The organism is Micromonospora narathiwatensis (genome assembly GCF_900089605.1).
Lineage (GTDB): Bacteria > Actinomycetota > Actinomycetes > Mycobacteriales > Micromonosporaceae > Micromonospora > Micromonospora narathiwatensis.
In genome coordinates this window covers 2,715,604-2,742,499 of the sequence record NZ_LT594324.1, presented here as the reverse complement: position 1 = coordinate 2,742,499, position 26,896 = coordinate 2,715,604, and the positions used below count along the sequence as shown (strand labels likewise).

The window sequence follows — 26,896 nt, the reverse complement described above, 5'->3', positions numbered from 1 at the left end:
GAACGGGCTCGCCCGCCCGCGTGTCGATCCACCGGGACCGGTCGCTCGGCGCGGTCGGCTCGACCGTCATCGCGGGCGGCGGGCTGCTGGCCGGCGTGACGCCGCTCGGCGAGGTCGCGATCGACCTGCCCCTCCTGCACGACCTGCGCGCGTTGCCGGCGCTGTCGGTGTCCGTGCTCTACGCCGGCCTCGCGATGCTCCTGCTGGCCTGGTGGCGGGTCGGCGTGTCGGTGCGCGCCGGCGACGGCCCGTCCGGTCGGGAGCTGGCGACGACGGCGGCGTGGTGGGCCGCGCCGTTCGCCCTCATCACCCCGATCTTCAGTGGCGACGTGCACAGCTACCTCGCCCAGGGCGCGATGACGACGGCCGGGTTGGACGCCTACCAGGTCGGGCCGTCCGCGCTGGGCGGCCCGCTCACCGTCAACGTGCCCGAGATCTGGCAGCACACCCCGGCGCCGTACGGTCCGGTCTTCCTCCAACTCGCCGCGGCCGTGACCGCCCTGACCGACGGCGGAGTCTGGGCCGGCATCGTCGGCATGCGGGTGCTGGCGCTGCTGGGCGTGGGCCTGCTGGCCTGGTCGGTGCCCCGGTTGGCCGGCCTGTGCGGGGTGGCGCCGGCGGCCGCGCTGTGGCTGGGCGTGCTCAACCCCCTCGTGCTGCTGCACCTGGTCGGCGACGCCCACAACGAGGCGGTGATGCTGGGCCTGATGTGCGTCGGGTTGCTCCTGGCGCTCCGCCGCCGGCCCACGCTCGGCGTCGTACTGATCACGCTGGCCGCCCTGGTCAAGGCTCCGGCGGCGGTGGCGCTCGCCTTCGTCATCCCCATCTGGGCGCGGCACCTCGCCGGTCGACGCGGGCCGTTGCGGGCCGCCCTGCGCACCGTCGTCGTCGCCGCCGTCACCAGCCTGGTCGTGACCGCCGCGACGAGAACCGGCTTCGGCTGGGTACGCGCCCTGGACACGCCCACCCACGCGCACACCTGGATGTCGATCACCACGGATCTCGGTTGGGCGGCGGGAAACCTGTTGCACCGGCTGAACGGCCTCGCGATCGAGCACACCGTCAGAGCATTCTGGCTGGCCGGACTCGTCCTCGCCGTCGGGGTGAACCTGGTCCTGTGGCGGCGCGCCGCCCGGATCGGACCGGTGGCCGCGCTCGGGCTGGGGCTGGCGGTGGTGGTGCTCGCCGGCCCGGTGGTGCACCCGTGGTATCTGCTCTGGGCGCTCGTGCCGCTCGCCGCCGCCGCCCGGGGCGCCGGGACGCGTCGGGCGGTGGCCGTCGGGTCGATCGTCCTCGTCCTGCTGGTGCTGCCCGGTGGCGTCCAGCCCGGTCTGCCCGCGGCGCTCGGTGCGGTGCTGGGCTCGTCGGCGGTGCTGGTCGCCACCCTGGCAGCCAGGCGCCGGTCCCGGCAGCGGACGTGGACCCGGCTCGCGGACGAGCCGTTCCAGGCCGGCGAGCCGACCGCGGTGCACGTGCGACCCACCGTCTGAGCCCGCACCCGACGCCGCACCGGGTGTGACCGCCCGCCACCGGCGTCGCGGGCGTGGCGGCCGGCCGCACGGGCGCGGTCGGGGGAGCAGGTGAGCGCCGGTGCGCATGCCACGGCCGCCGCGGGGTAGCCACGGGAACGGTACGAGGAGGTGGAGACGCCGATGGGTGACGCCGTCACGAATCAGCCCGCCGGGCCCGGACGACCGGCCAGCCCGGCCGATCGGCTGGCCGAGGACGTGGCCGAGGTGGTCCGGGCTGAGGTACGCGCGGTGCGCGGCCAACTGGCGGATGCCGCCCGGCCCGCCGGGCTGGGCTTCGCCCTGCTCGCCGCCGCCGGCGGCTGCCTGGTGCTCGGTGCGGGAGCCGCCTCGACGACGGTCCTGCGCATGTTGGAGACGTTCCTGCCACGCCGGCTGGCCGCGGCCGGACTCACCGCCGGCTACCTGGCGGTCGCGGTGGTGCTCGGCCGGGTGGGGCTGGCCCGGCTGCGGGCGGCGGGCGGCAGCTCCGCCCGGCTGGCCGACGAGGTCCGCGACGCCGTCTCCGCCACCGCCGGACGGGTGGTGCCGGCCGGCTCCGCCGCAGCCCGGGACGCGCTCGGGCGCTGAGCCGCCGCTCACGATGACCACCGTTGCCGCCGTCGGAGAGGGCCGCATGATGACCGACAAGCACAGGCAGGCCGAGGAGATGCGCGACGAGGTGCCGTCGACCGTGGCCCGGTCGGACGACAAGGCGGTCCGCACCTACAAGAAGACGCTCGAGGCCGCGGAGGAGACCTACGGCGACGGCGAGCGGGCGCACCGCACCGCGTACGCGTCGCTCAAGCACACCCACGAGAAGGTCGGCGACCACTGGGAACCCAAGGAGCACCAGGGGCCGTCCGATCCGCAGGCGGCGCAGGGCGCCCCGGCGTCCCAGCAGCGCCCGCGCCCGACCGCGCAGGGCGTGGACGCCAACGCCAGCAAGGGGCACCTCGACCAGGTGGCCCGTCGGGTCGGCATCGACAACCCGCAGGACCTGGGCCGGGACGAACTGGTCCGGGCGATCGAGAAGGCCAATGCCCGGGCCACCGCCCGGGCCCGGAAGCGGTGACGGCGCTCCAGCCCCGGTGAACGAATGGACGAGGAAGGCGGCGGGTGATGAGGACGGACCGGCTCAGTGACATCGTGGTCGGCGCGGCCGGCAACGTCGCCGGGGCGGTCGTCGACCCCCGGCAGGGGCTCAGCAGGCTCCGGTCGGCGGTCAGCACCCGTAAGGTCATCACCGTCGCGGCGGGTCTGGTCGTCGGCTTCCTGCTGGCCCGGGCCGGACGGCGCGGCTGACCGCCGGCCGGCGCGGCGGTGACCGGTCAGGAGCCGACCGTCAACAGCCGGCTGATCTCCGGGGCGGCCGGGTGCTCCGGGGCGACGGCCAGGAACCGGCGCAGCGTTCCGGTCGCCGCCGCCGATTTCGCGCCACGCTGTGCCAGCCCCAGCACGAGCAGGCCGTCGGGTGAGTCCGGGGTTTGGGCGAGGACCTCCCGCGCCGCCTGCTCGGCCGCGCCGGCGTCGCCGGCCCGGAGCAGGGCGAAGGCGAGCCGCAGCCGGATCGTGTCGTCCGGCCGGTCCCGCAGCGCCTCCCGGTAGAGCTGGGCCGCGGCCGCGTACCGGTCCTGGGTCTCCAGGTCGCGGGCCAGTTGCACGGTCACCGCGACCGGGTCGGCCGGGGGCTGCTCCGGCGGCCGGTCCAGGCGGTCGGCGGTGACCGCGACCGCGGCCACGAGGGACACCAGCCCGGCCGCGCCCGCCCACCACGCCCGGCGGGCGGCCCGGCCACCCGGCGCCGGCCGTACCGTGACCCCCCGCGCCGTCGACCGGCGCAGCGTACGCAGGGCGGCGTACCCGGCCCCCAGCAGGGTCAACGCGGGCACCGCCCACAGCAGCGCCGTCGCCCCGTGCGCGGGTGGCTCGGTCAGCACCTCCGGCCCGTACCGCTGGACGAACCACCGGCGGATCTCGGCGCGGTCCCGGCCCTGGGCGAGCTGGTCGGCCACCACCTGTCGCATCGCGGCCGCGATCGGCGACCGGGAGTCGGCCACCGACTCGCCCTGGCAGGCCGGGCAGCGCAGCCCGGCGGCCACCTCGCGGACCGGGTCCTCCCCGCCGGTGCCGCCGGCCGAGCGCAGCAGTCCCGTTGCGGCGCCGGTGACCAGTGCGGCGAGTACGAGCGCGGCTGCCGCCGCCCGCCATCTCATCCGGTCAGCAGCGGGGCCACCCGCTGCTCCAGCCACGCCCGGGTCACCACGCCGCGCTGACGCTCGACGATCCGACCGTCCCGGTCCACCACGAACGTCTCGGGCACGCCGCGTACGCCCCAGTCGACCGACCGGGTGCCGTCCGGGTCGGGCAGCACGGTCAGCCCGCTCGCGCCGGTCTCGTCGAGCAGGGCCCGGACCGCCGGCACGCCGTCCCGCACGTTCAGCCCCACCAGGCGCAGCCCGCGCGGCGACCACCGGCGCTCGGCGTCGACCAGCAGCGGCAGCTCGTCGCGGCACGGGCCGCACCAGGAGGCGAAGACGTTGACCAGCACCACGTGCCCCCGGGCGGTGGCCAGGTCGAACCGCCCACCGGCCAGCGTCTCGCCGGACAGCGCGGGGGCGGGCGCCGGGGTCGACGTGCCGGGGTCCGTGCCCGCCGGGGTGGCCGGCGCGCGCAGGCCGAGGGCGACGAGCGTGCCGACGGCGACGGTGACCGCGAGCACCACCGCCGGTCCGGGGCGCAGCCCGGCCGGGAGCCGCGGCATCCGGCGGCTCATCCGGCGGCTTCCGCGTCGGCCGCCACGGCCGTCGGCCGCCGGTCGCCGGGCGGTCCGGGTGGCCGCCGCCGGGCGCGGACGGCGCCGAGCGCCGCGACGAGTCCACCGGCGGTGGTCAGCGCCCCGCCGGCCCAGAGCAGCCCGACGAGCGGGTTCACCGCCAGCCGTACGGTCGCGCTGCCGCTGTCCCCGGCGACCGCGATCAGGGTGACGTAGGTGTCCCGCAGCGGCCCGGTGTCGATCGCCGGCACGGTCACCGTCGCGTCCCGGGCGGGGTGGTAGCGCAGCGCCGGGGTGACCGTCCGCTGCGTGCCGTCCGCCTCGGTGAGCCGGAGCCGGGCGCGTACGGCCATGCCGCCGCCGTCGGCGGCCCGGTCCACCCCGTCCAGGCGTACGCTCACCCCGGCCACCCGCAGGCTCTCCCCGGTGCGGACGGTCCCCTCGGTGTCCCGCCCGTACGCCGAGGATCCGGCGACGCCGACCGCGACCAGGGCGATCCCCGCATGGGCGACGAGCCCGGCGAGACCGACCACCCGATTGCGGCCCCGCAGCCGGTCGACCAGTTGCCCGGCCTGCCCGGCGAGTACGAAGGCCGCGGCGCCGAACGCGGTGAGCGCGGGCAGCCCGGGGCGGCTGAGCAGGCCCACCACCGCCACCGTGGCCAGCGCCGCGCCGGCCGGGAGGGCCAGCCGACGCGGCCCCCGCGCCCGGTCGCGCAGCGCGGGCGTCACCCCGGCGAGCAGCAGCACCACGATCGCCAGCGGCACCGCCGTGCGCTGGTAGTACGCGGGTCCGACGGCGGCCCGTACCCCGCCGAGCGGCGCGGAGAGCAGCGGGAAGACCGTGCCGACCAGCACCACCGCCGCGATGGTCACCAGCAGCACCCCGTTGACCAGCACGGCCGTCGGCCGGGACAGCGCCGGGGCGCCCCGGCGGGCCGGCCGGGCGGTACGCCGTCCGGTCGCCACGGTGGACACCACGACGGCCAGCAGCACGAAGCCGAGCAGCATCGGGCCCAGCGGCGAGTCGGTGAAGGCGTGCACGCTGGACACCGCGCCGGAGCGGGTCAGGAAGGTGCCGAGCAGCACCAGGAGGAAACTCGCGGTGGCCAGCGTGGTGTTCCACGCGGCCCGGCCGGCGGCCCGCCCGAGGGTGGTGTGCAGGAACGCGGTGGCGGTCAGCCAGGGCAGCAGGGAGGCGTTCTCCACCGGGTCCCACGCCCAGTAGCCGCCCCAGCCCAGCACCGCGTACGACCACCAGGCGCCGAGCCCGATGCCGGCGGTCAGCGCCGCCCAGGCCGCCAGCGCCCACGGGCGGGCCAGCCGGAGCCAGCCGCGGCCCTCCGGCCCGGCCAACCGGGCGGCCAGCGCGAGGGCGAACGGCACGACCAGGCCGAGGTAGCCGGCGTAGAGCAGGGGCGGGTGCACCCCCATCGCGGGATGCTGCTGGAGCAGCGGGTTCGGCCCGGGGCCGTCGGCGGGCACCGGGTCGACCGCCCGGAACGGGTTCGCCGCGAACCGGGACAGCGCGAAGAAGAACACGGTCACCGCGCTGACCACCACCATCGCGTACGCGTGCAGCCGGGCCGGGTACCGCCGCCGGGCCAACAGCGCCGCGTAGCCGCCGAGGACCAGCAGCCAGAGCAGCAGCGAGCCGTCCAGCGCCGACCAGAGACTGGTCACCGCGTAGTACGGCGGCACCTGACGACCGCCGTTCTCGGCCACGAAGCGGACGCTGAAGTCGTGCCGGAGCAGCGCCGTCTCCAGCAGCGCGCAGGCGATCGCGGCCGCCGCCAGGGTCGCCCCGGCGCCGAGGCGGGCCGGCCGGGCGGGCGCGTTGAACAGTGCCACCCGCAGCCAGAGCAGGGCCGTCAGGGTGGCGCAGGTCAGGCCGGCGGCGAGGCTGGCGGTGCCGAGGTCACCGAGCATCGACCGGTCCCGGGGCGGTGGACGGGCGGTACTCGTTGCCGTGCCGGACCACCACGTGGTCGGAGTGGAACACACCGTCGGTCGCCAGGGTGCCCTCGACGACCGCCCCCTCGCCCTCGCGGAACGTCTCCGGTGGCACGCCGCGTTGCCGTACGGTGATCTCGTGGCCGCCCGCGGCGAGCCGGAACACCACCAGGTCGCCGTCGCGGCGCAGCGACCCGGGCACCACGTCACCGCCGAGGCGGATCCGCTCCCCGGCGGCGGCCGGGTCGTCGAGCACCTCGGCCGGGGTGCGGTAGTAGGTCAGGGTGTCCCGCAGCGCGCCGGTGACCAGCAGCGCACCGGCGGCGAGCAGCGCGGCGACGAGGGCGGCCCGGCCCGCCCGGCGACGGATCATCCGACCCGGGCCAGCGGGCGCTCGGCGGCGGGCGCGGGGTCGCCGGCCAGCCGCCGCTCCAGCCGGACCACCCGGCGCAGCACGACGCAGGACGCGACGAGGGTGGCGGCGGCGACGGCGAGCAGCAGCGCGGCACCCATCCGCGCGTCGATCGGCGGGCGCTGCGGGGCGAGCACGGTCGCCTGCTGGTGCAGCGAGCGCCACCAGACCACGGAGAAGTGCACCACCGGGACGAGCAGGAAGCCGCCGACGCCGACCACCGCCGCCGGGCGCGCCACCCGGTGGTCACCGCCGTCACGCGCCCCGGTCCGCTCGCTCACCGCCCGGCGCAGGGCCAGATAACCGGCGTACGCGACCAGCAGCAGGGCGGTGCTGACCAGCCGGGGGTCCCACGCCCACCAGGTGCCCCAGACCAGGTGCCCCCAGAGCGATCCGGTGCCGATGGCGACGGCGGTGAGCACCACCCCGACCTCAGCGGCGGCCCGGGCGAAGCGGTCCCAGCGCAGGTCGCCCCCGATCAGGTACGCGCCGCCGGCGGCCAGCACGACGGCGAACGCGAGGTACGCCACCCAGGCGGCGGGGACGTGCAGGTACATGAGCCGTTGCGCCTGGCCCTGCACCGCGTCCGGGGGAGCCACCCAGCCGCCGGCCACCGCCGCGGCGGTGCTCAGCCCGCCGGCGAGCCAGGCCGTCGTACGGCGTGCGGCGGCCGCTCGGGCGGTGTCCGCGACCAGGTCCACCGTGGAGGATCGCATGATCTCCCTGTCCGCGCCCGTGGGCGCTTGCCGGAGGGGCAGGACTGCGGGGTCCACCATAAGGCGCGAAGTGGTGCTTAATCCCAAATCTCCGTAAAAGGTATGTAAGCGCCCAGGCCGGTCTACTGTCCGTTCCGATGGAGACGACAGCGCAGACGACCCCGAGCGCGATCCGGCGGCGCCCGCGCCCGGTCGTCAGCGCGCTGTTCGGCCTGTGCCTGCTCACCGGCTGCGCCGGTGACTCGCCGTCGGCGCTGAACCCGGGCGGTGCCGGGGCGAGCCGGGTCGCGAACCTGTGGTGGCTGCTGTTCTGGATCTCCGTGGCCGTGTTCGTCGAGGTCATGGCGCTGCTGGTCTGGGCCCTGGTGTTCCGGCGGGGCGACGTGCGGGTACGCCACGGGCAGCCGCTGCGCTTCGTCGCGATCGCCGGGGCCGCGATCCCGTTCGTCATCCTCGTCGCCGTCTACGGTGCGGGCCTGCGCGACCTCGCCGCGCTCGGCGCGGCACCCGACCGGGACGCGCCCACCGTGGAGGTGACCGGCCACACCTGGTGGTGGGAGGTCCGCTACGCGGGCGCGTCCGGCGCCACCGCCAACGAGATCCACATCCCGGTGGGGGAGCGGGTCCGGGTACGCCTGCGCACCGACGACGTGCTGCACAGCTTCTGGGTGCCGCAGCTGATGCCGAAGACCGACCTGATCGCCGGGGAGACCCGGGAGACCTGGCTCCAGGCGGAGCGGGCCGGCAGTTACCGCGGCCAGTGCGCCGAGTACTGCGGCACCCAGCACGCCCACATGGCCTTCCTCGTCGTCGCGCAGCCCCGCGCCGAGTTCGACGCCTGGCTGGCCCGACTGGATGCCCCGGCCCGGCAGCCGCAGACCGACGCCGAGCGCCGCGGCGAGCAGGCGTTCGTCCAGGGCACCTGCGCCGCCTGCCACAGCATCCGCGGCACCGGAGCGCAGGGGACGGTCGGGCCGGACCTGTCGAACGTCGGCTCCCGGTGGAGCATCGGCGCCGGGGCGGTGCCCAACGACGCCGGCCACCTGGGCGGCTGGATCGCCAACTCGCAGACGGTCAAGCCGGGCAACGCCATGCCGCCGCAGCAGGTCGAGGCGGCCCGACTGCCCGACCTCATCGCGTACCTGCGATCGCTGGAGTAGGTGGGGGCATGTCGACGACCACCAGCGCACCCGTTGGCCTCCACGGCGACGACCTGGCCCGGCTGGCCGAACACTGGGGCGAGCGTCCCTCGCTGCGGGCCTGGTTCGGCACCACCGACCACAAGCGGATCGGCCGGCGCTACCTGGTCACCGCCGGCTTCTTCTTCGTGCTCGCCGGCCTCAGCGCGCTGGTGATGCGGACCCAGCTCGCCCGCCCCGAGTCCGGTGTGGTCTCCCCGCAGGAGTACAACCAGCTCTTCACCATGCACGGCACGGCGATGATCTTCCTGTTCGCCACCCCGATGCTCTTCGGCTTCGGCAACTTCCTCGTCCCGCTGATGATCGGCGCCCGGGACATGGCGTTTCCCCGGCTGAACGCCTTCGGCTACTGGGTGTTCCTCTTCGCCGGCCTGTTCATGTGGGCCAGCGTGCCGTTCGGAGCGGCGCCGAACAACGGCTGGTTCGCCTACGCGCCACTCAACCAACTGCAGCACAACCCCGGGCTGCACATGGACATCTACTCGCTCGGCCTGCTCTTCCTCGGCATCTCCACCACCTCCGCGTCGATCAACTTCATCGTCACCGCGCTGAAACTGCGCGCGCCGGGGATGTCGCTCAACCGGGTGCCGCTCTTCGTCTGGGCGATCGTGGCCACCTCCTTCATGGTGATCTTCGCGTTGCCGGCGTTGAACGCGGACAACGCCATGCTCTTCCTCGACCGCCGCTTCGGCACCCACTTCTTCGACCCGGCCGGCGGCGGGAACGTGCTGCTGTGGCAGCACCTGTTCTGGATCTTCGGGCATCCCGACGTGTACATCATCGTGATGCCGGGGCTGGGCATCGTCTCCGCCGTGCTCCCCGCGTTCACCCGCCGCGGCGTGGTCGGCTACCCGTTGATCGTGCTGGCGATCGTCGCGATCTCGATCATCTCGTTCGGGGTCTGGGTGCACCACATGTTCGCCACCGGGCTGCCGCAGCTGTCCTACAGCTTCTTCAGCGCGGCCAGCACGATCATCACGATCCCGTCCGGCCTCCAGATCTTCGCCTGGCTGGCCACCATGATGCTCGGCCGGCTGGTGCTGCGGACGCCGCTGCTGTTCGTCATCGGGTTCATCGTGACGTTCGTGCTCGGCGGCTTCACCGGCGCGATGTTCGCGCTGACCGCGTTCGACCAGCAGACCACCGACTCGTACTTCGTGGTGGCGCACTTCCACTACGTGCTGATCGGCGGGGCGGTGTTCCCGATGCTCGCCGGCGTCTACTTCTGGCTCCCCAAGATCACCGGCCGGATGTACCACGAGGGTCTCGGCCGCTGGGCCTTCTGGCTGGTCTTCGCCGGCATGCACGTCACGTTCTTCCCGATGCACCTCACCGGCCTGTTCGGCATGCCCCGACGGATCTACACCTACCCCAGCGAGCCCGGCTGGGACGGGTGGAACCTGGTCAGCACCGCCGGGTCGTACCTGCTGGCGCTCGGGCTGCTGCTGGTGCTCGCCGGCGTCGTGCACGCCCTGCTGCGGGGCAAGCCGGCCCCGCCGGACCCGTGGGAGGCCGACACCCTGGAGTGGACGGCGGCCTCGCCGCCCGAGCCGTACAACTTCCCGGTCATCCCCCGGGTGCACAGCCTCCACCCCACCTGGGACGAACGGACCGCCGAGTCCACCGGCGCGGGGGCGACCGAGGACCGGATCCTCAGCGACGGCAGACGCACCCTGTTCACCAGCGAACTGGATGCCCGCTACGAACGGGCGGTCGACATGCCGGAGTCCAGCCTCAGACCGCTGCTGCTCGCCGGGGCGCTGCTGGTCTTCTTCGTCACCCTGCTGTTCGGCTGGTACCCGGTGGCGGTGGCGGCGGTGCTGGTGGTGGCGGCGACGATCGCGGCCTGGCTCTGGCCGCCGCGCCGCCCCGAGGCGGAACTGGGGGTGGCGGCGTGACCGGCCGGGGCGGGGTGGTGGCCGCGGCCACCGGCGCGGAGGCGCTGAGCACGGAAGAGCCGGTCGGTCGGCCGACCGGCTGGTGGGGCATGGTGATGTTCGTGGCCACCGAGGCCACCCTCTTCGCCTGCCTGCTCGGCAGCTACTTCTACCTGCGCTTCCAGTTCGGCCCGCAGTGGCCGCCGGACGGGATCGACAAGCCGAAGCTGCTCATCCCGCTGCTGATGACCGTGGTGCTGGTGCCCAGCAGCATTCCGGTGGTCTGGGCCGAACGCGGCATCCGGCAGGGCCGCCGCGGACGGCTGCAGGTCGGACTCGCCACCACCATGCTGCTCGGACTTTCCTTCATCGGCCTGCTCGTGAAGGAGTACTTCGACGACACCAAGCTGTACACCCTGACCACCAACGTCTACGGCTCGCTGTTCTATCTGATCACCGGCTTCCACGGGCTGCACGTCCTGGTCGGGCTGACGATGATCGGGTGGCTGCTCGCCGCCTCGCTGCGCGGCGGCAGCTTCGGCTCCCACCGTCACGAACGCGTCCGCAACGCCGCCATCTACTGGCACTTCGTCGACACGGTGTGGGTCGCCATCCTGTTCACCATCTACCTCTCCCCGCGGCTGTGATGACCACCACCCGGCCCGACTCCCGAACCCGCCTGGCCGGCGGGCTGCTGCTCTGGTACGGCGTGCTCGGCGGTGCCGTCGCCTGGGCGGCGCACCTGCTCGCCGCCTGGTCGCTGGACGAACTGGCCTGCGCCCGCGGCTCGGCGTCCATCGCCGCCCTGCCGCTCTGGCAGGCGCTCGGGCTGGCCGTGGTGATCCCCGGCCTGGTCACCGTGGGCGCCCTGCTGGTGGCCGTACTGGCCTGGCGGCACACCGCGGCGGCCCAGGCGAGCGGGACGACCGGCCGCGCCTACGACCGGTCCCGGATGCTGGCCGTACTCGGCGTCTGGGCCAACCTGATGTTCCTCGCCATCATCGTGCTCGGCGGGATCGCCGTGCTGGTCTTCCCGCCATGCCAGCGGTGACCCTGCCGCGGGCCCACGGCCCGGACGCCCCGGCCGAGAGCCTGCTGACCATGCTGGCCGTGGTCGCGATCTGCGTACTCGCCGCCGGCTACGGCCGGGGCGTCCACGAACTGTGGTACCGACGCGGCGCCGGCGCGGTCCTGCCGGCCTGGCGGGTGGGCGCGTTCGGCGCCGGGGTGCTGGTGGTGCTCGCCGCGGACCACGGCCCGGTGCACACGCTGGCCGAATCCTCGTTCGCCGGTCACATGGCCCAGCACATGCTGCTCCTGCTGGTGGCGGGACCGCTGCTCGCGGCCGGCGCCGTCGGGCTGCCGCTGAGCCTGGCCGCGCCGCGGTCGCTGCGCCGGCTGCTGGCCCGCTGCCGGGCGTCGCCACCGGTACGTCGGCTGCGCCGGCCCACCGCGTACGCCCCGCTGGCCGGGGCGGCGCAGATGGTCATGCTCTGGTTCTGGCACCTGCCGGGGCCGTACGTCGCGGCGGTGGACCGGCCCGCCGTGCACGCCGCCGAGCACCTGTGCCTGCTCGGCACGGCCTGGCTGTTCTGGGCGCCGGTGCTCGGCGCCGCCCGGCGCCGCCCGCCCGCCCCGGTGACCGTGCTGCTGCTGGTGGGCACCATGCTGCCCGCCTCCGCCCTCGGCGCCGTGCTCACCTTCGCCCCGGAACCGGTCTACCCGCCGCGCGTGCTCGGCCCCGACCCGCTGACCGACCAGCAACTCGCCGGGCTGCTGATGTGGGCGCCGATGGACGCGGTCGTGCTGGTCGTGGCGCTGGCCGTGTTCCTGCGCTGGCTGCTGCGGATGGACCGCTCCGACGTTCCGCAGGCGGTGGCTCGGCCGGCGGTGGCCGAGGCCGGATCGGAAGGGATGGCCTGATGACGCTGACCCGTACCCTCCGGGCGCTCGGCGCGGCCCTCGTCGGCCTGCCGATCGTCGCCGTCCCCGGCTGCGCCTCGACGGCCCCGCCCCCGCCGCCACCGCAGTCACACGCCGGGCGGCCCGACCGGGGCGCGCAGCTGATCGCCCAGTACGGCTGCGGGTCCTGTCACACCATCCCGGGCGTCAACCGCGCCAACGGGCTGGTGGGTCCGCCGCTGACCCAGTTCGGCGCCCGCTCCTACATCGCCGGTGAGCTGCCCAACAACGCCGACAACCTGCGCCGCTGGATCACCGATCCGCAGGCGGTCCAGCCCGGCACCGCCATGCCCAACCTGGGCGTCAGCGCGATCGACGCGCAGGACATCGTCGCCTACCTCTACACCGCGGGCTGAGCCATGCGGCGTACCCGACCGGCGCCCCGGCTGCCCACCGCGCACCCGCACCGGGCCCTCGCGGCGGGAGCGGTGCTGCTGCTCGCCGCCGGCCCGGCGGTGCTCGCCCCCACACCGACCCCCACCGCGACCGCCGGCCCGGCGCCCACCGCGACCACCGGCCCACCCGGGCCGGGCGACCGGGGCAGCCGGCTCTACCTGGAGAGCTGCGCGAGCTGCCACGGCCCACAGGGGCAGGGCACACAGCTGGGACCGTCCCTGATCGACGTCGGCGCGGCCTCGGCGGACTTCCAGGTCTCCACCGGACGGATGCCGCTGACGCACGAGGAACAGCAGGCCCGGCGCGGGCAACCGGCCTTCTCGGCCGACGACATCGCGGCCCTGGTCGACCACGTGTCGAGCTTCGGCGGCGGGCCGCAGATCCCGCGGGTCGCTCCCGGGAACCTCGGCTCGGGCCGGGAGCTGTTCGCGGCGAACTGCGCGGGCTGCCACGGGGCGACCGGCGCCGGCGCGGTGCTGACCAACGGGTGGATCGCCCCACCGCTGGACCGGGCCACCCCCACCCAGGTCGCCGAGGCGATCCGGGTCGGCCCCGGACTGATGCCGGTCTTCCCGAGCCAGGTGCTCAGCGACGCGCAGGTGAACGACCTGACCACGTACGTGGGACGACTGCGCGGCGAGCGGCTGGACCGGGGCGGCAACCCGCTCGGGCGGCTGGGTCCGCTCGCCGAGGGGCTGGTGGCCTGGCTGGTGACGCTGGTGCTGCTGGTCGGCGCCGTCCGCTGGCTGGGCCAGAGGGCAGGGCAGTGAGCGCCCGGCATCCCCCGGCGGCCGAACGGGCGGCCGGCCGCCGCATCGTCACCGCCTTCCTGGTCAGCGCGGCCGGGGCGGTCGGCTTCGCCGTGGCGTACGGGCTCAACGCCGGCCCCCGGTGGGAGGGCGTCTGCCTGGCGGTGGCCCTCGCCGGGCTGGCCGTGGGACTCGCGCAGTGGGGGCGGCACCTCGTCCCGGTCGGCGGGTACGTCGAGGAGCACGAGGGCTTCACCCCGCCGCCGGACGAGCAGGCGATGACGGCGGCGGTGCTGTCCGCGCCGGACAGCCCGGTCCGGCGGCGCGGCCTGCTGGCGGCCCTCGGGCTGGCGGTGACCGCGCTCGGCGTCGCCGTCCTGTTCCCGCTGCGCTCGCTGCTGCCCTGGAACCGTCGGCGCCCGGCACAGGCGTTGTCGAGCACCCCGTGGGGCCCGGGGGTCCGGCTCGTCGACGAGCAGGGCCGGCCGCTGCGGCCCGAGGACGTGCCGGCCGACACGCTGGTCGGGGTGTTCCCGGAGGGCTCCGTCGACTCCGGGGACGGCCCCGCCTTCGCGGTCCGGCTGGAACCGGAACGCTTCACCCGGCCGCCCTCCGGCGGCCACCTCGGCGGCCTGGTCGTCTGGTCGCTGCTGTGCACCCATGCCGGCTGCCCGGTCCGGCTCTATCTCAAGGGCACCGGACGGCTGCTCTGCCCCTGCCACCAGTCCTCGTTCGACCTGCTGGCCGACGCGCGCCCGGTGGCCGGCCCGGCCGCCCGGCCGCTGCCGGGCCTGCCGATCGAGGTCGGCCCGGACGGGTTCCTGCGCGCCACCGGTGACTTCACCGGTCCGCCCGGCGCCGGCTTCTGGAGGCGGCCGTGATCACCGACCGGCTGGCCCGGGCGCTGGACGACCGGCTGCGGCTCTCCCCGATCACCCGGCGCGCGCTGGCGAAGGTCTTCCCCGACCACTGGGCGTTCATGCTGGGCGAACTCGCGCTCTATTCGTTCGTCGCGCTGATCCTGACCGGCATCTACCTGACCTTCTTCTTCGACGCCAGCTCCGCCGACCGCGTCTACCACGGCGAGTACGCGCCGCTGGACGGCGCCACCACCTCCGCCGCGTACGCCTCGACGGTCCGGCTGAGCTGGGACGTACGGGCCGGCCTGCTGATCCGGCAGACCCACCACTGGGCGGCGCTGCTCTTCGTCGCGGCGATCCTGCTGCACCTGATGCGGATCTTCTTCACCGGGGCGTTCCGGAAACCGCGCGAACTGAACTGGCTGATCGGCGTCACCATGCTCGCCCTCGCCCTGGCCAACGGCTTCACCGGCTACTCCCTGCCCGACGACCTGCTCTCCGGTCTGGGCCTGCGGATCCTCGTCTCGGTGGTGGAGTCGATCCCCCTGGTCGGTACGTGGCTGGTGGCGCTGGGCCTCGGCGGTGAGTTCCCCTCCGACTCGCTGATCCCGCGGCTGTTCATCACCCACGTGCTGCTGGTGCCCGCCATCCTGGTCGCCCTCGTGTCACTGCACCTGGGCATCCTGGTCCGGCAGAAGCACAGCCAGTTCCCGGGCCCCGGACGGACCGAGCACAACGTGGTGGGGTCCCGGCTGTGGCCCAGCTACACGCTGCGTACGCTCGCCCTCTTCGCCTGGGTGCTGGCGGTGCTGTTCGCCCTCGGCGGCCTGGTGCAGATCAACCCGGTCTGGCTCTACGGCCCGTTCGAGCCGGCCCAGTCCACCTCGCCGGCCCAGCCGGACTGGTACATCGCCTGGGGCGACGGGGCGCTGCGCCTCTTCCCGCCGTGGGAGTTCCGGATCGCCGGGTACCTCGTGCCGGGGCCGTTCTTCCCGGGTGTGGTGCTCGGCGCGGTCACCTTCCTCGCCCTCTACGCCTGGCCGTTCGTCGAACGCCTGCGCATCCGGGACCGCCGGGCGCACCAGCTGCTCGACCGGCCCCGCGACCACCCGGTCCGGCTGGGCGTGGGCGTCGCCGCGCTGACGTTCTACGTGGTGCTCGTGGTCGCCGGCGGGGACGACATCCTCGCCCGCCTGCTGCGGGTGCCCGTCTACGACCTGCTCGGACTGTTCCGGGTGCTGGCGCTCGTGCTGCCCGTGGTGACCGGTCTGGTCGCCTACCTGATCGCGCGGGCGCTGCGCCGCGGCGACGCCGCCAGTCTCGGCGAGCTGACCCGGGCGGACCTGCGGCGGGCCGCCGGCCGCGCCCCGGCGCCACGGGCGGACGAGGGTGGCGTCGAGATCCCGGCCCCGGACCGGCCGGGGGAGCGGGTCGAGCTGTGGCCGGACGGCGGGCTGTGGCGGTGGCGCTACCGCGACGAGGCCGGACAGGTGGCCCTCGCCGGCAGCCGCGCGGTGCGCTCCGAGGCGGAGGCGGTCGAGGCGTCCCGGCTCGCGTACCCCGGGGTCGACCGGGTGGTGGTGCCCGGCCCGCCGCCGCCCCCGCCGCCCGGCCGGGTACGCACCGCCCTGCGGCGCTGGGGCCGTGTCGCCGCCGCCGGATCGCTGCTGGTCGGCCTCCTCGTCGACCGCCGACGGCGGCGCGGGCAGCGAGGCGGGGACCGCGCACGGCCGCGCGATCCGGCTGAATGAGGCTGGTCGACCCGGCCCGCGGCGCTACCGGCGCCTCCGCTGCTGGGCATCCCATGAGATCGGAGGTTTGCCGGCAATGGGCGCGGGTAGCTGGCGGGGCATCGGGACAGGCCGGTGACCACCGGGACGTCCGATGCCCGGCTTCGCCCGCTGCCCCCGGCGCCCGCCGCCGGCGAGCCGCCCGCAAGCCCAGATCAGGAGGCGTGAGGTGCAGGAGATCGTAGGCGACAGCCTGGCCCGACGACTGGTGGAGTGGGGCGTCGACACCGTCTTCGGCCTGCCCGGCGACGGCATCAACGGACTGATGGAGGGTTTTCGCCGGCAGCGGGAGAAGCTGAGGTTCGTCCTGGTGCACCACGAGGAGGCGGCGGCCTTCATGGCCACCGGCTACGCCAAGGCCACCGGCCGCCTCGGCGTCTGCGCCGCCACCTCCGGCCCGGGCGCCATCCACCTGCTCAACGGCCTGTACGACGCCAAACTCGACCACATGCCGGTGCTGGCCATCACCGGCATGCAGGAGACCTCGGTGCTCGGCGCCCACTACCAGCAGGAGGTGCACACCGAACTGCTCTACCAGGACGTGGCGGCCTACAACCTGATGGTCACCAACCCGCAGCAGGTGCCCGGGGTGGTGGACATCGCCATCCGGCACGCCCTGGCCATGCGAACGGTGGCCCACCTGACCTTTCCCAACGACGTGCAGGTCGCCGCGGCGGGGACGGACCCGTACCGGCATGTCAGCCCGGGCGAGCCGCCGACGAGCAGTCCCGTCGCCTCGCAGCCGCCGGTGCCGGCGGGGCAGGCCGACCTGGCCCGGGCGGCGGAGGTGCTCAACGCCGGCAAGAGGGTGGCCATGCTGGTCGGCGTCGGCGCCCGGCACGCCCGCGACGAGATCATCGCGGTGGCGGAGGCGCTCGCCAGCCCGATCGTCAAGACGCTGTCGGGCAAGATGGTGGTTCCCGACGACCACCCGCTCACCACCGGCGGCCTCGGCCTGCTCGGCACCAGGCCGAGCGAGGAGCTGATGGAGGAGTGCGACACCCTGCTGATGGTCGGCACCTCCTTCCCGTACGGGAAGTACCTGCCGAAGCCGGGGCAGGCCCGGGTGGTGCAGATCGACATCGACGCCAGCCTGATCGGCCTGCGGCTGCCGGTGGACGCGGCGGTCACCGCCGACGCCCGGCTGGCGTTGCAGCAGCTGCTGCCGATGCTGCAGCCCCGCTCCGACCGGTCCTTCCTGACCAAGTACCAGCGGGAGCGGGACACCTGGCGTAGGGAAATGGTCGCCCTGCAGGACGGATCCCGTGACCCGATCGCCCCGCAGTACCTGATCAGCTGCGTCGACGAGGCGGCCACCTCCGACGCGATCCTCACCTGCGACTCCGGCACCATCGCCACCTGGGCGGCCCGGCACTGGACCATCCGCGGCAACCGGGAGTTCTACCTGTCGGGCAATCTGGCCACGATGGCGCCGGGCCTGCCGTACGCGGTCGCCATGCAGCACGCGTACCCGGGCCGGCAGGTGATCGCCTTCGTCGGCGACGGCGGGTTCGCCATGCTGATGGCCGAGTTCCTCACCGCCGTCCGGCATGAGCTGCCGATCAAGGTGATCATCAACAACAACAACGCGTACGGGCAGATTCTCTGGGAGCAGATCATCCTCGGCTACCCCGAGTACGCGGTGCGGCACCAGCAGCCGGAGGCGGACTTCGGCGCCTGGGCCCGGGCCTGCGGCGGATACGGCGCGAAGGTCACCGACCCGAAGGCGTTGCCCGGGGTGATCCGGGAGGCCCTCGCCCACCCGGGTCCGGCGCTGGTCGACTGCGACGTCAACCCGAACGAGCCGCCGATGCCCGGCAAGGTCCAGTACGACCAGGCGAAGCACTTCACCGAGGCGTTCCTGCGCGGCCAGCCGCACAAGGTGGCCACCGTGGCCACCGTCGCCCGAGACAAGATCAACGAGTTGCGGTCATGACCCGGGTCGCCGCTCGTCCGGTCGCGCTGCCCGACCCGGTGACCCGGGCGCCCGCGCCCGCCGGCGGCGTGGACCTCGACGCGCTGGCCGCACAGCTGCGCCCGGTGGTCGACGGCGAGGTCCGCTTCGACTCCGGCTCACGCGGCGCGTACTCCACCGACGGTTCCAACTACCGGCAGGTGCCGCTCGGCGTGGTCGTGCCGCGTACCGTCGAGGCCGCCGTCGCCGCGATCGCGGTGTGCCGCCGGATGGACGTCCCGGTGCTCTCCCGGGGCGGCGGCACGAGCCTGGCCGGCGAGTGCACGAACACCGCCGTCGTGATCGACTGGTCGAAGTACTGCAACCGGCTGATCGAGGTGGACGCCGAGGCGAAGACCTGCCTGGTGGAGCCCGGCATCGTGCTCGACACGCTCAACGAGTTGCTGGCCCCGTACCGCCTGGAGTTCGGCCCCAAGCCGTCGACCCACACCCACTGCACCATCGGCGGGATGATCGGCAACAACTCCTGCGGGTCGACCGCGCAGCGCACCGGCAAGACGGTCGACAACCTCGTCGAGATGGAGGTGCTGCTCTACGACGGCACCCGGATGTGGGTCGGTGAGACCAGCGACGAGGCGTACGCCGAGATCCAGCGCCGGGGCGGCCGGCCGGCCGAGATCTACCGCCAGTTGCGGGCCCTGCGGGACGAGTACCTGAGCGACATCCGCACCCGCTACCCGGACATCCCGCGTCGGGTCTCCGGCTACGGCCTGGACAGCCTGCTGCCCGAGAAGCGCTTCCACGTGGGGCAGGCGCTGGTCGGCTCGGAGAACACCCTGGTCACCGTGCTGCGGGCCCGGCTGAGGCTGGTCCCGGTGGTGCCGGCCAAGGCGATGGTCTTCCTCGGCTACCCGGACATCGCCGCCGCGGCCGACGACGTGAAGCACGTCCTGCCGCACAACCCGATCGCGCTGGAGGGCCTCGACGACAAGCTGATCAACTTCGAGAAGCGCAAGCACCTGCACGCCGCCGCCGTACACCTGCTGCCGCAGGGCGGCGGCTGGTTGATGGTGCAACTGGGCGGCGACACACCCGAGGAGGCGGAGGCAGCCGTCGCGCGGATGCTGCACGCGTTGCGGCGCGACGGCGGGCCGACCGTGCACCGCTTCGACGACGAGGCCCACGAGGAGCAGATGTGGGGCGTCCGCGAGTCCGGCCTCGGCGCGACCGCCCGGGTGCCCGGCGAGGCGGACACCTGGGAGGGCTGGGAGGACTCGGCCGTCCCGCCGGACCGGCTCGGCGACTACCTGCGAAATCTCGATCGACTCTTCCGCGAGTACGGCTTCGAGCAGGCGTCGCTGTACGGGCACTTCGGGCAGGGGTGCGTGCACACCCGGATCCCGTTCAAGCTGGACACGGCCGACGGCGTACGGCAGTTCCGCTCGTTCGTCGAGCACGCCGCGGACCTCGTGGTGTCCTACGGCGGATCCTTCTCCGGCGAGCACGGCGACGGCCAGTCCCGGGGCGAACTGCTGCCGAAGATGTTCGGCGACCGGCTGATCCGCGCGTTCGGGCAGCTCAAGGCCATCTTCGACCCGGCCGACCGGATGAACCCGGGCAAGGCCGTCGCCCCCTACCCGCTCGACAGCCACCTGCGGATCGGGGTCGACTACAACCACGGCGACGTGTCGACCCACTTCCACTACCCCGACGACTCCGGCAGCTTCGGCCGGGCCGTGCTGCGCTGCGTCGGTGTCGGCGAGTGCCGGCGACAGCACGGCGGGGTGATGTGCCCGTCGTACATGGTCACCCGGGAGGAGGAGCACTCGACGCGGGGCCGGGCCCGGCTGCTGTTCGAGATGCTCGACGGCACCGCCCGCGGCGGGGTCGTCGGGGAGGGCTGGCGCTCCGACGCCGTCCGGGACGCCCTCGACCTCTGCCTGGCCTGCAAGGGCTGCAAGGCGGACTGCCCGGTCAACGTCGACATGGCCACCTACAAGGCGGAGTTCCTGTCCCACCACTACGCCGGCCGGCTGCGCCCCCGGTCGCACTACTCCATGGGCTGGCTGCCGGTGGTGGCCGCGCTCGCCGCCACCGCGCCCCGGACGGTGAACGCGCTGGCCCAGGCCCCCGGGTTGAACCGGCTCGCCAAGGTGATCGGCGGGATCGACCAGCGCCGCGACATCCCGCTGTTCGCCCCGGAGTCGTTCCAGCACTGGTTCGCCCGCCGAACGCCCCACGGCGACGGCTCCCGCGGCGAGGTGCTGCTCTGGCCGGACACCTTCACCAACCACCTGCACCCCGGCGTCGGCCGGGCCGCGGTCGAGGTGCTGGAGGCGGCCGGCTGGCGGGTACGGGTGCCGGACCGGCCGGTCTGCTGCGGCCTGACCTGGATCTCCACCGGCCAGCTCGGCATCGCCAAGCGGGTGCTCCAGCGGACGGTGGACGTGCTGCGCCCGCACCTGCGGGCCGGCACCCGGGTGGTCGGGCTGGAGCCGAGCTGCGCGGCAGTGTTCCGCAGCGACGCCCGCGAGCTGTTCCCCGACGACCAGGACGTCGCCAAGCTGCGCGAGCAGACGGTCACCCTGGCCGAGCTGCTGCACGACCACAGCCCGGGCTGGCGGCCGCCCCGGCTGCCGGCGCACGCCCTGATCCAGACCCACTGCCACCAGCACGCGATCCTGGGCACCGCCGCCGACCAGGCGGTACTGGCCGACGCCGGGGTACGCGCCGACTTCCTCGACTCCGGCTGCTGCGGCCTGGCCGGCGACTTCGGCTTCGCCCAGGGGCACTACGAGGTCTCCGAGGCGTGCGCCGAACGAGTGCTGCTGCCCGCCGTACGGGACGCCGCCGACACCGACGTCATCCTCGCCGACGGCTTCAGCTGCCGTATCCAGGTCGAACAGAGCGCGGCGGACGGTCGCACCGCGATCCACCTGGCCGAGCTGCTCCGCGCCGGCCTGCACGGCGGGTCCGTCCCGCCGCGGCCCGAGCACAGCTGGGCACACCGACCGGCGCCGCCGTCACGGGCCACCCGGTGGGCCGCCGCCGGGCTGGTCGGCCTGGCCGCGCTGGCTCCGGCGGCCGCCCTCGCGGCCCGGTCGGCCCGGCGGGGACGGTGACCGGATGCGGCTGACCGCGGCGGTCTACCGGGTGCCCACCGACGCCCCGGCGGGCGACGGCACCCTCGCCTGGTCCAGCACCACCCTCACGCTCGTCCGGGCGGAGGCCGACGGGCACACCGGCCTCGGCTGGACCTACGGGCCGGCGGCCGTGGCGCCGGTGGTGACGGAGCTGTTCGCCCCGTTGGTGACCGACCTGGACCCGGACGACGTGCCGGCCGTCTGGACGGTCATGCAGCGCGAGCTGCGCAACGCCGGGCGGCCCGGGGTGGCCGGGCTGGCGCTGTCGGCCGCCGACTGCGCGGTCTGGGACCTCAAGGCCCGCCGGCACGGCCTACCGCTGGCCCGGCTGCTCGGCGCCGCCCGCCGGGAGGTGCCGGTCTACGGCAGCGGCGGCTTCACCACGTACGACGACGAGCGGCAGCACCGCCAGCTGGCCGGCTGGGTGCACGACCAGGGCATCCCCCGGGTGAAGATCAAGATAGGGGAGTCCTGGGGTACCGAGGTGCCGCGCGACCTGGCCCGGATGGCCGCCGCCCGACGGACCATCGGCGACGACACCGAGCTGTACGTCGACGCGAACGGCGCCTACCAGCGCAAACAGGCGGTCCGCGTGATGCGGGCCGCCGCCGACCTGGACGTGCGCTGGTACGAGGAGCCGGTCAGCTCCGACGACCTGGCCGGTCTCGGGCTGGTCCGGGACCAGGTCCGGCCGGACGTGGCGGCCGGCGAGTACGGCTTCGACCTGGTCTACTTCCACCGGATGGCCCCGTACGTCGACTGCCTCCAGATCGACGTGACGCGCTGCGGCGGCATCACCGAGTTCCTGCGCGCGGCGGCGGTGGCCGCCGCGGCCGGCCTGCAGGTGTCGGCGCACTGCGCGCCGCACCAGCACCTGCCGGTGGCCGCCGCGGTGCCGAACCTGCGCCACCTGGAGTGGTTCCACGACCACGTCCGGATCGAGTCGATGTTCTTCGACGGGGCGGTGCCGGCCACCGGGGGCGGTGCCGCGGTGCCGCTGGACCGGCCAGGCAACGGCCTCGACCTGCGGGCCGCCGACGCGGAGCCCTACCGGGTGGGGTGAACCGAGGGAGAGGAGCGGTGCGATGGATCCGACACCGGCGTGGCACACCAGCGGCTTGGGGCGGCTGGCCTGGGGCGCGACGCTGATCGTGGCGCCGCGCCGGCTGTTGCGCCGGTGGGGCCACCCGAGCGGGCTCGCGGTGGGGACGCTGCGGGTGCTCGGCGTGCGGCACCTGGCCCAGGCGGCGGTGACCCTGCGCCGACCGGTGCCGATGGTGCTCGCCGCCGGTGCGGCGGCGGACCTGCTGCACGCGGCGACCGCGCTGGCGCTCGCCGCCGTCGACCGCCGGCAGCGCCGGATCGCCCTGCTGGACGCCGCGATCGCCGGCGGCTGGTCGACGCTGGACCTGCGCGCGGCCCGTCGGCGGCGCTCGCCGTGACCCCGTGCGGCCTGCCGCCCGGCTGGGGGCGAGGACGACGACACCAGCCGGCGGGTCGATCGGTCCGGCCCGGTCAGTGGCGGGCCGGGCAGGGCTCGGCCTGGCCGAGCGTCACCGCGGTCTCCAGCATCAACGCGTGCACGAAAGCCTGCGGAAAGTTGCCGCGCAGCTGCCGCTGTTGCACGTCGTACTCCTCGGTGAAGAGTCCCGGTGCTCCGCACGCGGCCCGGTTGCGCTCGAACCACCGGTTCGCCCCCACCACGTCGCCGGCCTGCCAGGCGGCGAGCGCCGCGGCGAACCCGCACAGCAGGAAGGCGCCCTCCGCGTCGCCGAGCGGGCGACTGTCCGGACGGAACCGGTAGAGGTAGCCCTCGCACTCCAGTTCGGCCAGGACCGCCCGACGGGTCACCTCGGTACGCGGATCCCCGGTCGGCAGCGCTCCCCGAATGCCGGGAAACAGCAGCGCCCCGTCGACCCGCTCGTCGTCGTACGCCCGCTGCCAACGCCCGGACGGGTGCAGGCCGTGCGCCGCGGCGTCGGCCAGGATCGTGTCGGCGAGCGCCGCCCACCGCCCGGCCGACCGCCGTGACGCGACCCGGGCGGCCGCCCGCAGCCCGGCCACACACATCAGCTTCGAATGCGTCCACTGCCGGGCCGGCAGCTCCCAGATGCCCGAGTCGGACTGCTGCCAGCGCTCCCCGATGGTCCGCGCGGCCAGCTCCATCGCCCGCCGGGAGTCGTCGTCCAACCGGTCGTGGCGAGCGGCGGCCGCGAGCAGCAGCAGGATCTCGCCGAAGGCGTCGAGTTGGAACTGCTCCCGGACCCAGTTGCCGAGCCGGGGCGATCCGCCCGGATAGCCCGGCAGGAACTCCAGCCCGTGCTGCGGCGGCACCGGGTCCCCGTCGACCGTGTAGGCGGGGGCGAGGCGGTCACCGTCGGCGAGCACCCGTTGGGCGAGGAACGCGACCGCGTCGTCCAGCAGGTCGTACCGGCCGACCAGGGCGGCGGCCTGACCGGTGAAGGACTGGTCCCGCAGCCACGCGTAGCGGTAGTCGTAGTTGTGGCCGGCGAGTGCCCGCTCGGGCAGCGCCATGGTGATCGCGGCCACCGTGCCGCCACCCGGCCGGGTCAGGCCGCGCAGCACCGCGTACGCGAAGACCGCGTCCCGCTGCGCGGGCCCGCCGGCCAGCGGCGGCAGGGACGCCGCCCAGGTCTGCTCGGTGGTCCGCCACAACTCGTCCGGCCGGGGCGGCTCGGCGTCGAGCGGCCGCGTCGCGATCTCCAGCACCAGATCGTGCCGCCCGCCGGCGGGGACCGTCAGCTCGCCACAGAGCGGGCCGTCGGTGGTGGGCCGCAGCCGCTCCCCACCGCTGTGCCGCAGGTACAGACCGCCCGTACGGGCCAGCCAGTGCGGCCCGTCGCGGCGTACCTCGCGCACCGGCTCGCGCCCGAAGTCGGCGCGCGGATCGACCCGGACGTGGACGGTCGCAGCCCGGTCCAGCGCGTGGATCTGCCGCAGCAGCACCACCCGTCGCGCCTCACCGGGAAACAGCAGGGCCTCGCGGCACTCGATGATCCCGTCCGTGGTCACCCACCGGCTCACCCACACCAGCGAGCCCGGCTCGTAGTGGCCGCCCCAGACGTACCGGCGGTCCGCCGGTGTCACGAGGTAGTCGCCCCGGCCGCCGAGCAGGCCGCTGAACACGGGCGGGTCCGCCCACCCGGGTGCGCAGAGCCAGGTCACGTTCCCGTCCGGCCCGACGAGGGCGCCCCGGTGGCCGTCGGCGAGCAGCGCGTACTCGCGCAGCACGCTCGGCTCGTGGGCGTCCGTCCCCCACGCGCCGGGCCGCTCGTCCCGTCCCACCGGCACCACCTCGGCCAGCCCCTACCCGGCGCGGGCCGGCCCACACCTGGCCCGAAGGATCCGGACGCGTCCGACCGGAGTACCTGGTGGCTGCCGGGGTACTGCCAGGACTGGACGGACGATGCCCGGGGAGTGACATGAGCCGGAACCGACAGAAGGCACAGGTAGCGGTGATCACGGGGGCCAGCGCCGGGGTCGGGCGGGCCACCGCCCGGTTGCTCGCCCGGCGGGGCATCGCCATCGCGCTGCTGGCCCGGGGGCGCACCGGGCTCGACGCCGCCGCCGAGGAGGTACGGGCGGCCGGCGGCCGGGCCCTGCCCGTCGAGGTGGACATGGCCGACTACGACCAGGTGGTGGCCGCCGGGCAGCGGATCGAGGCCGAACTCGGGCCGATCGACCTGTGGATCAACGACGCGTTCAGCTCCGTGTTCGCCCCGTTCCTGCAGACCCGGCCGGAGGAGTTCCGTCGGGCCATGGAGGTCACCTATCTCGGCTACGTGCACGGCACCCGGGTGGCCCTGCACCACATGGTGCCCCGGGACCGGGGGGCCATCGTGCAGGTCGGTTCGGCGCTGGCGTACCGGGGAATCCCGTTGCAGGCCACGTACTGCGGGGCCAAGCACGCGATCGTCGGGTTCACCGAGGCGCTGCGGTGCGAGCTGATGCACGACCGGAGCAACGTCAAGGTGACGATGGTGCACCTGCCCGCGCTGAACACCCCGCAGTTCGACTGGCTGCTGTCCCGGCTGCCCCGGCACGCCCAACCGGTGCCGCCGATCTACGAGCCGGAGGTCGCCGCCCGGGCCATCGTCGCCGCCGCCGACCGACCCGGCCGCCGCGAGTACTGGGTGGGCGCCTCCACCGCCCTCACCATCCTCGGCAACCGGATCGCGCCCGGCCTGCTCGACCGGTACCTGGCCCGCACCGGCTACGACTCGCAGCAGACCGACCGTCCGGCCGACCACGACCGGCCGGTCAACCTGTGGCGGCCGGCGGACGGCCCGCAGGGCCGGGACTACGGCGCGCGGGGCAGCTTCGGCGGCCGGGCGCACCGGCACAGCACGCAGGCCTGGTTGTCCCGGCACCGGCTGGTCACCGCCGCCGGCCTCACCGGAGCGGCGGTCGGCGTGCTGGCCTGGCGCCGCCACTGACCACCGACCTCCCGGGCGCCGGAATTGGGGCGGCGCGACCGGGGCCGTCGCCGGGAACGCCGGACGCGGTCGCGGTCCGCGCGGACGAGCACCCGCCGGTCTAGGCTGGCCGGCGTGGATGCCGAAGACCGGATCGCGCTGTTCCTCGACTACGAGAACCTGGCGCTGGGCGTACGCGACCATCACGGCGGGCGGGCCTTCGACTTCCGTCCGATCGCCGACGCCCTCGCCGAGCGGGGCCGGGTGGTGGTGCGCCGGGCGTACGCCGACTGGTCGTACTTCGACGAGGACCGGCGGATGCTCACCCGGTCGCACGTCGAACTCATCGAGATCCCCCAGCGGATGGGCGCCACCCGGAAGAACGCCGCCGACATCAAGATGGCCGTGGACGCCGTGGAGCTGGCCTTCGAACGCGACTACCTCTCCACGTTCGTGATCTGCACCGGCGACAGCGACTTCACCCCGCTGGTCTACAAGCTCCGCGAACTCAACAAGCGGGTCATCGGGGTCGGGGTGGAGAGGTCGACCTCGGCCCTGCTCCCGCCCGCCTGCGACGAGTTCCTCTACTACGACCGGCTGGAGGGGGTCGAGGTGCCCACCACCACCGGTCGGCGTGGCCGTCCCGGCCGGGCAACCGCCCCCGAGGCCGCCCAGCCGCCGGAGCCCGAGCCCCAGCCGGTGGCGGAGGAACCCGCCCGCGACGTCGACACCCTCGCCGTCCTCGTCGCGCAGACCGTGGCCGGCCTCCAGGGCGGCACCAGCGGCGAGGTGACCGCCTCCGGGTTGAAGCGGACCCTGCTACGCAAGGATCCGACGTTCAGCGAGTCCGACTACGGTTTCCGTACCTTCGGCGAACTCCTGCGCTACCTCGCCGAACACAACGTGGTCGAGCTGGCCGAGGGGCCCGCCAAGGGTGACCCCGAGGTGTCGCTGCCCGAACGCGGTGACCCGGAGGCGGCCTTCGCGCTGCTGCGCTCCGTGGTCGCGGACCTGGCCGGCGGCGGCGCGGTCGCGCTCTCCGGGCTGAAGGACCAGCTCCGCCGGGCGCGCCCCGACTTCAGCGAGAAGAAGCTCGGCTACCGCAGCTTCCTGCAGTTCTGCAAGGCGGCGGCCACCGGCGGCGTGGTGGATCTGCGGTGGAGCCCGGACGCCGACGACTACCTGCTCACCCCGCGGTCCTGACC

The 26,896-nt window shown here is 74.7% G+C and carries 25 protein-coding genes; 19 read left to right on the top strand and 6 right to left on the bottom strand.

The annotated features are described in order from the left end of the window. Positions 1-20 precede the first annotated feature (20 nt). From mptB to GA0070621_RS12110, 4 genes are all read left to right on the top strand, one after another. Positions 21-1,490: a polyprenol phosphomannose-dependent alpha 1,6 mannosyltransferase MptB gene (gene mptB / locus GA0070621_RS12125; protein ID WP_091194676.1), complete on the top strand. Its 1,470-nt coding sequence runs from the start codon at positions 21-23 to the stop codon at positions 1,488-1,490. A gap of 162 nt (positions 1,491-1,652) precedes the next feature. Then, complete coding sequence (locus GA0070621_RS12120) at positions 1,653-2,099, top strand: phage holin family protein (RefSeq protein ID WP_091194674.1); 447 nt, start codon at positions 1,653-1,655, stop codon at positions 2,097-2,099. A 46-nt stretch (positions 2,100-2,145) separates the two neighbouring features. After that, positions 2,146-2,583, top strand: coding sequence for a ChaB family protein (locus GA0070621_RS12115; protein ID WP_167666830.1), 438 nt, complete (start codon positions 2,146-2,148; stop codon positions 2,581-2,583). Positions 2,584-2,627: 44 nt separating this feature from the next. Then, positions 2,628-2,813, top strand: a complete 186-nt coding sequence (locus GA0070621_RS12110) for a hypothetical protein (protein WP_157739952.1) — start codon at positions 2,628-2,630, stop codon at positions 2,811-2,813. Positions 2,814-2,839: 26 nt separating this feature from the next. Here the strand turns inward: GA0070621_RS12110 and GA0070621_RS29515 are convergent, their stop codons facing one another. The 5 genes from GA0070621_RS29515 to ccsA are packed head-to-tail and all read right to left on the bottom strand — an operon-like array spanning position 2,840 to position 7,364. Beyond that, positions 2,840-3,760 carry a cytochrome c-type biogenesis protein CcmH gene (locus tag GA0070621_RS29515; RefSeq protein WP_157739951.1) on the bottom strand — a complete coding sequence of 307 codons (921 nt, stop codon included), beginning with the start codon at positions 3,758-3,760 and terminating at the stop codon, positions 2,840-2,842. After that, positions 3,721-4,272, bottom strand: coding sequence for a TlpA family protein disulfide reductase (locus GA0070621_RS12100; protein ID WP_157739950.1), 552 nt, complete (start codon positions 4,270-4,272; stop codon positions 3,721-3,723). Before GA0070621_RS12100 ends, GA0070621_RS29515 begins: the two co-directional genes overlap by 40 nt. An 8-nt stretch (positions 4,273-4,280) precedes the next feature. Next, positions 4,281-6,212, bottom strand: a complete 1,932-nt coding sequence (locus tag GA0070621_RS12095; RefSeq protein ID WP_091194664.1) for a heme lyase CcmF/NrfE family subunit — start codon at positions 6,210-6,212, stop codon at positions 4,281-4,283. Beyond that, positions 6,202-6,609, bottom strand: coding sequence for a cytochrome c maturation protein CcmE (locus GA0070621_RS12090; RefSeq protein ID WP_091194662.1), 408 nt, complete (start codon positions 6,607-6,609; stop codon positions 6,202-6,204). Before GA0070621_RS12090 ends, GA0070621_RS12095 begins: the two co-directional genes overlap by 11 nt. Next, positions 6,606-7,364 carry a cytochrome c biogenesis protein CcsA gene (gene ccsA, locus GA0070621_RS12085; RefSeq protein WP_091194659.1) on the bottom strand — a complete coding sequence of 253 codons (759 nt, stop codon included), beginning with the start codon at positions 7,362-7,364 and terminating at the stop codon, positions 6,606-6,608. Before ccsA ends, GA0070621_RS12090 begins: the two co-directional genes overlap by 4 nt. A 137-nt stretch (positions 7,365-7,501) precedes the next feature. Between ccsA and coxB the strand changes: the two genes are divergently transcribed. The 13 genes from coxB to GA0070621_RS12020 all read left to right on the top strand — a co-directional run bounded on the left by coxB (position 7,502) and on the right by GA0070621_RS12020 (position 22,697). After that, a complete protein-coding gene (gene coxB, locus GA0070621_RS12080; protein WP_091194656.1) occupies positions 7,502-8,524 on the top strand; it encodes a cytochrome c oxidase subunit II in 1,023 nt (340 codons plus the stop codon). A gap of 8 nt (positions 8,525-8,532) precedes the next feature. Next, positions 8,533-10,461, top strand: coding sequence for a cytochrome c oxidase subunit I (ctaD, locus tag GA0070621_RS12075; RefSeq protein ID WP_091194653.1), 1,929 nt, complete (start codon positions 8,533-8,535; stop codon positions 10,459-10,461). Further along, positions 10,458-11,087 (top strand): cytochrome c oxidase subunit 3, encoded by a 630-nt coding sequence (locus GA0070621_RS12070; RefSeq protein WP_091194651.1) that lies wholly within the window; start codon positions 10,458-10,460, stop codon positions 11,085-11,087. Before ctaD ends, GA0070621_RS12070 begins: the two co-directional genes overlap by 4 nt. Beyond that, positions 11,087-11,491 (top strand): hypothetical protein, encoded by a 405-nt coding sequence (locus GA0070621_RS12065; protein ID WP_091194648.1) that lies wholly within the window; start codon positions 11,087-11,089, stop codon positions 11,489-11,491. The genes GA0070621_RS12070 and GA0070621_RS12065 overlap by 1 nt, the downstream gene beginning before the upstream one ends. Further along, on the top strand, positions 11,488-12,363 hold the full coding sequence (locus GA0070621_RS12060; protein ID WP_157739949.1) for a cytochrome c oxidase assembly protein: 876 nt from the start codon (positions 11,488-11,490) through the stop codon (positions 12,361-12,363). Before GA0070621_RS12065 ends, GA0070621_RS12060 begins: the two co-directional genes overlap by 4 nt. Further along, entirely contained in the window at positions 12,363-12,758 is a 396-nt protein-coding gene (locus tag GA0070621_RS12055; RefSeq protein ID WP_091194643.1) for a c-type cytochrome, read from the top strand. The genes GA0070621_RS12060 and GA0070621_RS12055 overlap by 1 nt, the downstream gene beginning before the upstream one ends. Positions 12,759-12,761: 3 nt before the next feature. Then, positions 12,762-13,568, top strand: coding sequence for a cytochrome bc1 complex diheme cytochrome c subunit (gene qcrC, locus GA0070621_RS12050; RefSeq protein ID WP_091194640.1), 807 nt, complete (start codon positions 12,762-12,764; stop codon positions 13,566-13,568). Next, entirely contained in the window at positions 13,565-14,428 is an 864-nt protein-coding gene (locus GA0070621_RS12045) for a QcrA and Rieske domain-containing protein (RefSeq protein ID WP_091194637.1), read from the top strand. The genes qcrC and GA0070621_RS12045 overlap by 4 nt, the downstream gene beginning before the upstream one ends. Further along, positions 14,425-16,158: a cytochrome bc1 complex cytochrome b subunit gene (gene qcrB, locus GA0070621_RS12040; protein ID WP_167666829.1), complete on the top strand. Its 1,734-nt coding sequence runs from the start codon at positions 14,425-14,427 to the stop codon at positions 16,156-16,158. The genes GA0070621_RS12045 and qcrB overlap by 4 nt, the downstream gene beginning before the upstream one ends. Before the next feature lie 208 nt (positions 16,159-16,366). Then, entirely contained in the window at positions 16,367-18,133 is a 1,767-nt protein-coding gene (locus GA0070621_RS12035; protein ID WP_091194632.1) for a thiamine pyrophosphate-dependent enzyme, read from the top strand. Continuing rightward, entirely contained in the window at positions 18,130-21,234 is a 3,105-nt protein-coding gene (locus tag GA0070621_RS12030) for an FAD-binding and (Fe-S)-binding domain-containing protein (protein ID WP_091194629.1), read from the top strand. The genes GA0070621_RS12035 and GA0070621_RS12030 overlap by 4 nt, the downstream gene beginning before the upstream one ends. 4 nt (positions 21,235-21,238) lie before the next feature. Beyond that, on the top strand, positions 21,239-22,318 hold the full coding sequence (locus tag GA0070621_RS12025) for an enolase C-terminal domain-like protein (RefSeq protein WP_091194626.1): 1,080 nt from the start codon (positions 21,239-21,241) through the stop codon (positions 22,316-22,318). A gap of 22 nt (positions 22,319-22,340) precedes the next feature. Next, complete coding sequence (locus tag GA0070621_RS12020; RefSeq protein ID WP_091194623.1) at positions 22,341-22,697, top strand: hypothetical protein; 357 nt, start codon at positions 22,341-22,343, stop codon at positions 22,695-22,697. Positions 22,698-22,770: 73 nt separating this feature from the next. Here the strand turns inward: GA0070621_RS12020 and GA0070621_RS12015 are convergent, their stop codons facing one another. Then, complete coding sequence (locus GA0070621_RS12015; RefSeq protein ID WP_167666828.1) at positions 22,771-24,561, bottom strand: glycoside hydrolase family 15 protein; 1,791 nt, start codon at positions 24,559-24,561, stop codon at positions 22,771-22,773. 137 nt (positions 24,562-24,698) lie between these two features. On the opposite strand from GA0070621_RS12015, the gene GA0070621_RS12010 reads away from it, so the two are divergent. Together GA0070621_RS12010 and GA0070621_RS12005 are read left to right on the top strand one after the other, a co-directional pair. Next, complete coding sequence (locus GA0070621_RS12010) at positions 24,699-25,712, top strand: SDR family oxidoreductase (protein ID WP_091194621.1); 1,014 nt, start codon at positions 24,699-24,701, stop codon at positions 25,710-25,712. A 114-nt stretch (positions 25,713-25,826) separates the two neighbouring features. Then, positions 25,827-26,894 (top strand): PIN domain-containing protein, encoded by a 1,068-nt coding sequence (locus GA0070621_RS12005; protein WP_091194618.1) that lies wholly within the window; start codon positions 25,827-25,829, stop codon positions 26,892-26,894. Positions 26,895-26,896 lie beyond the last annotated feature (2 nt).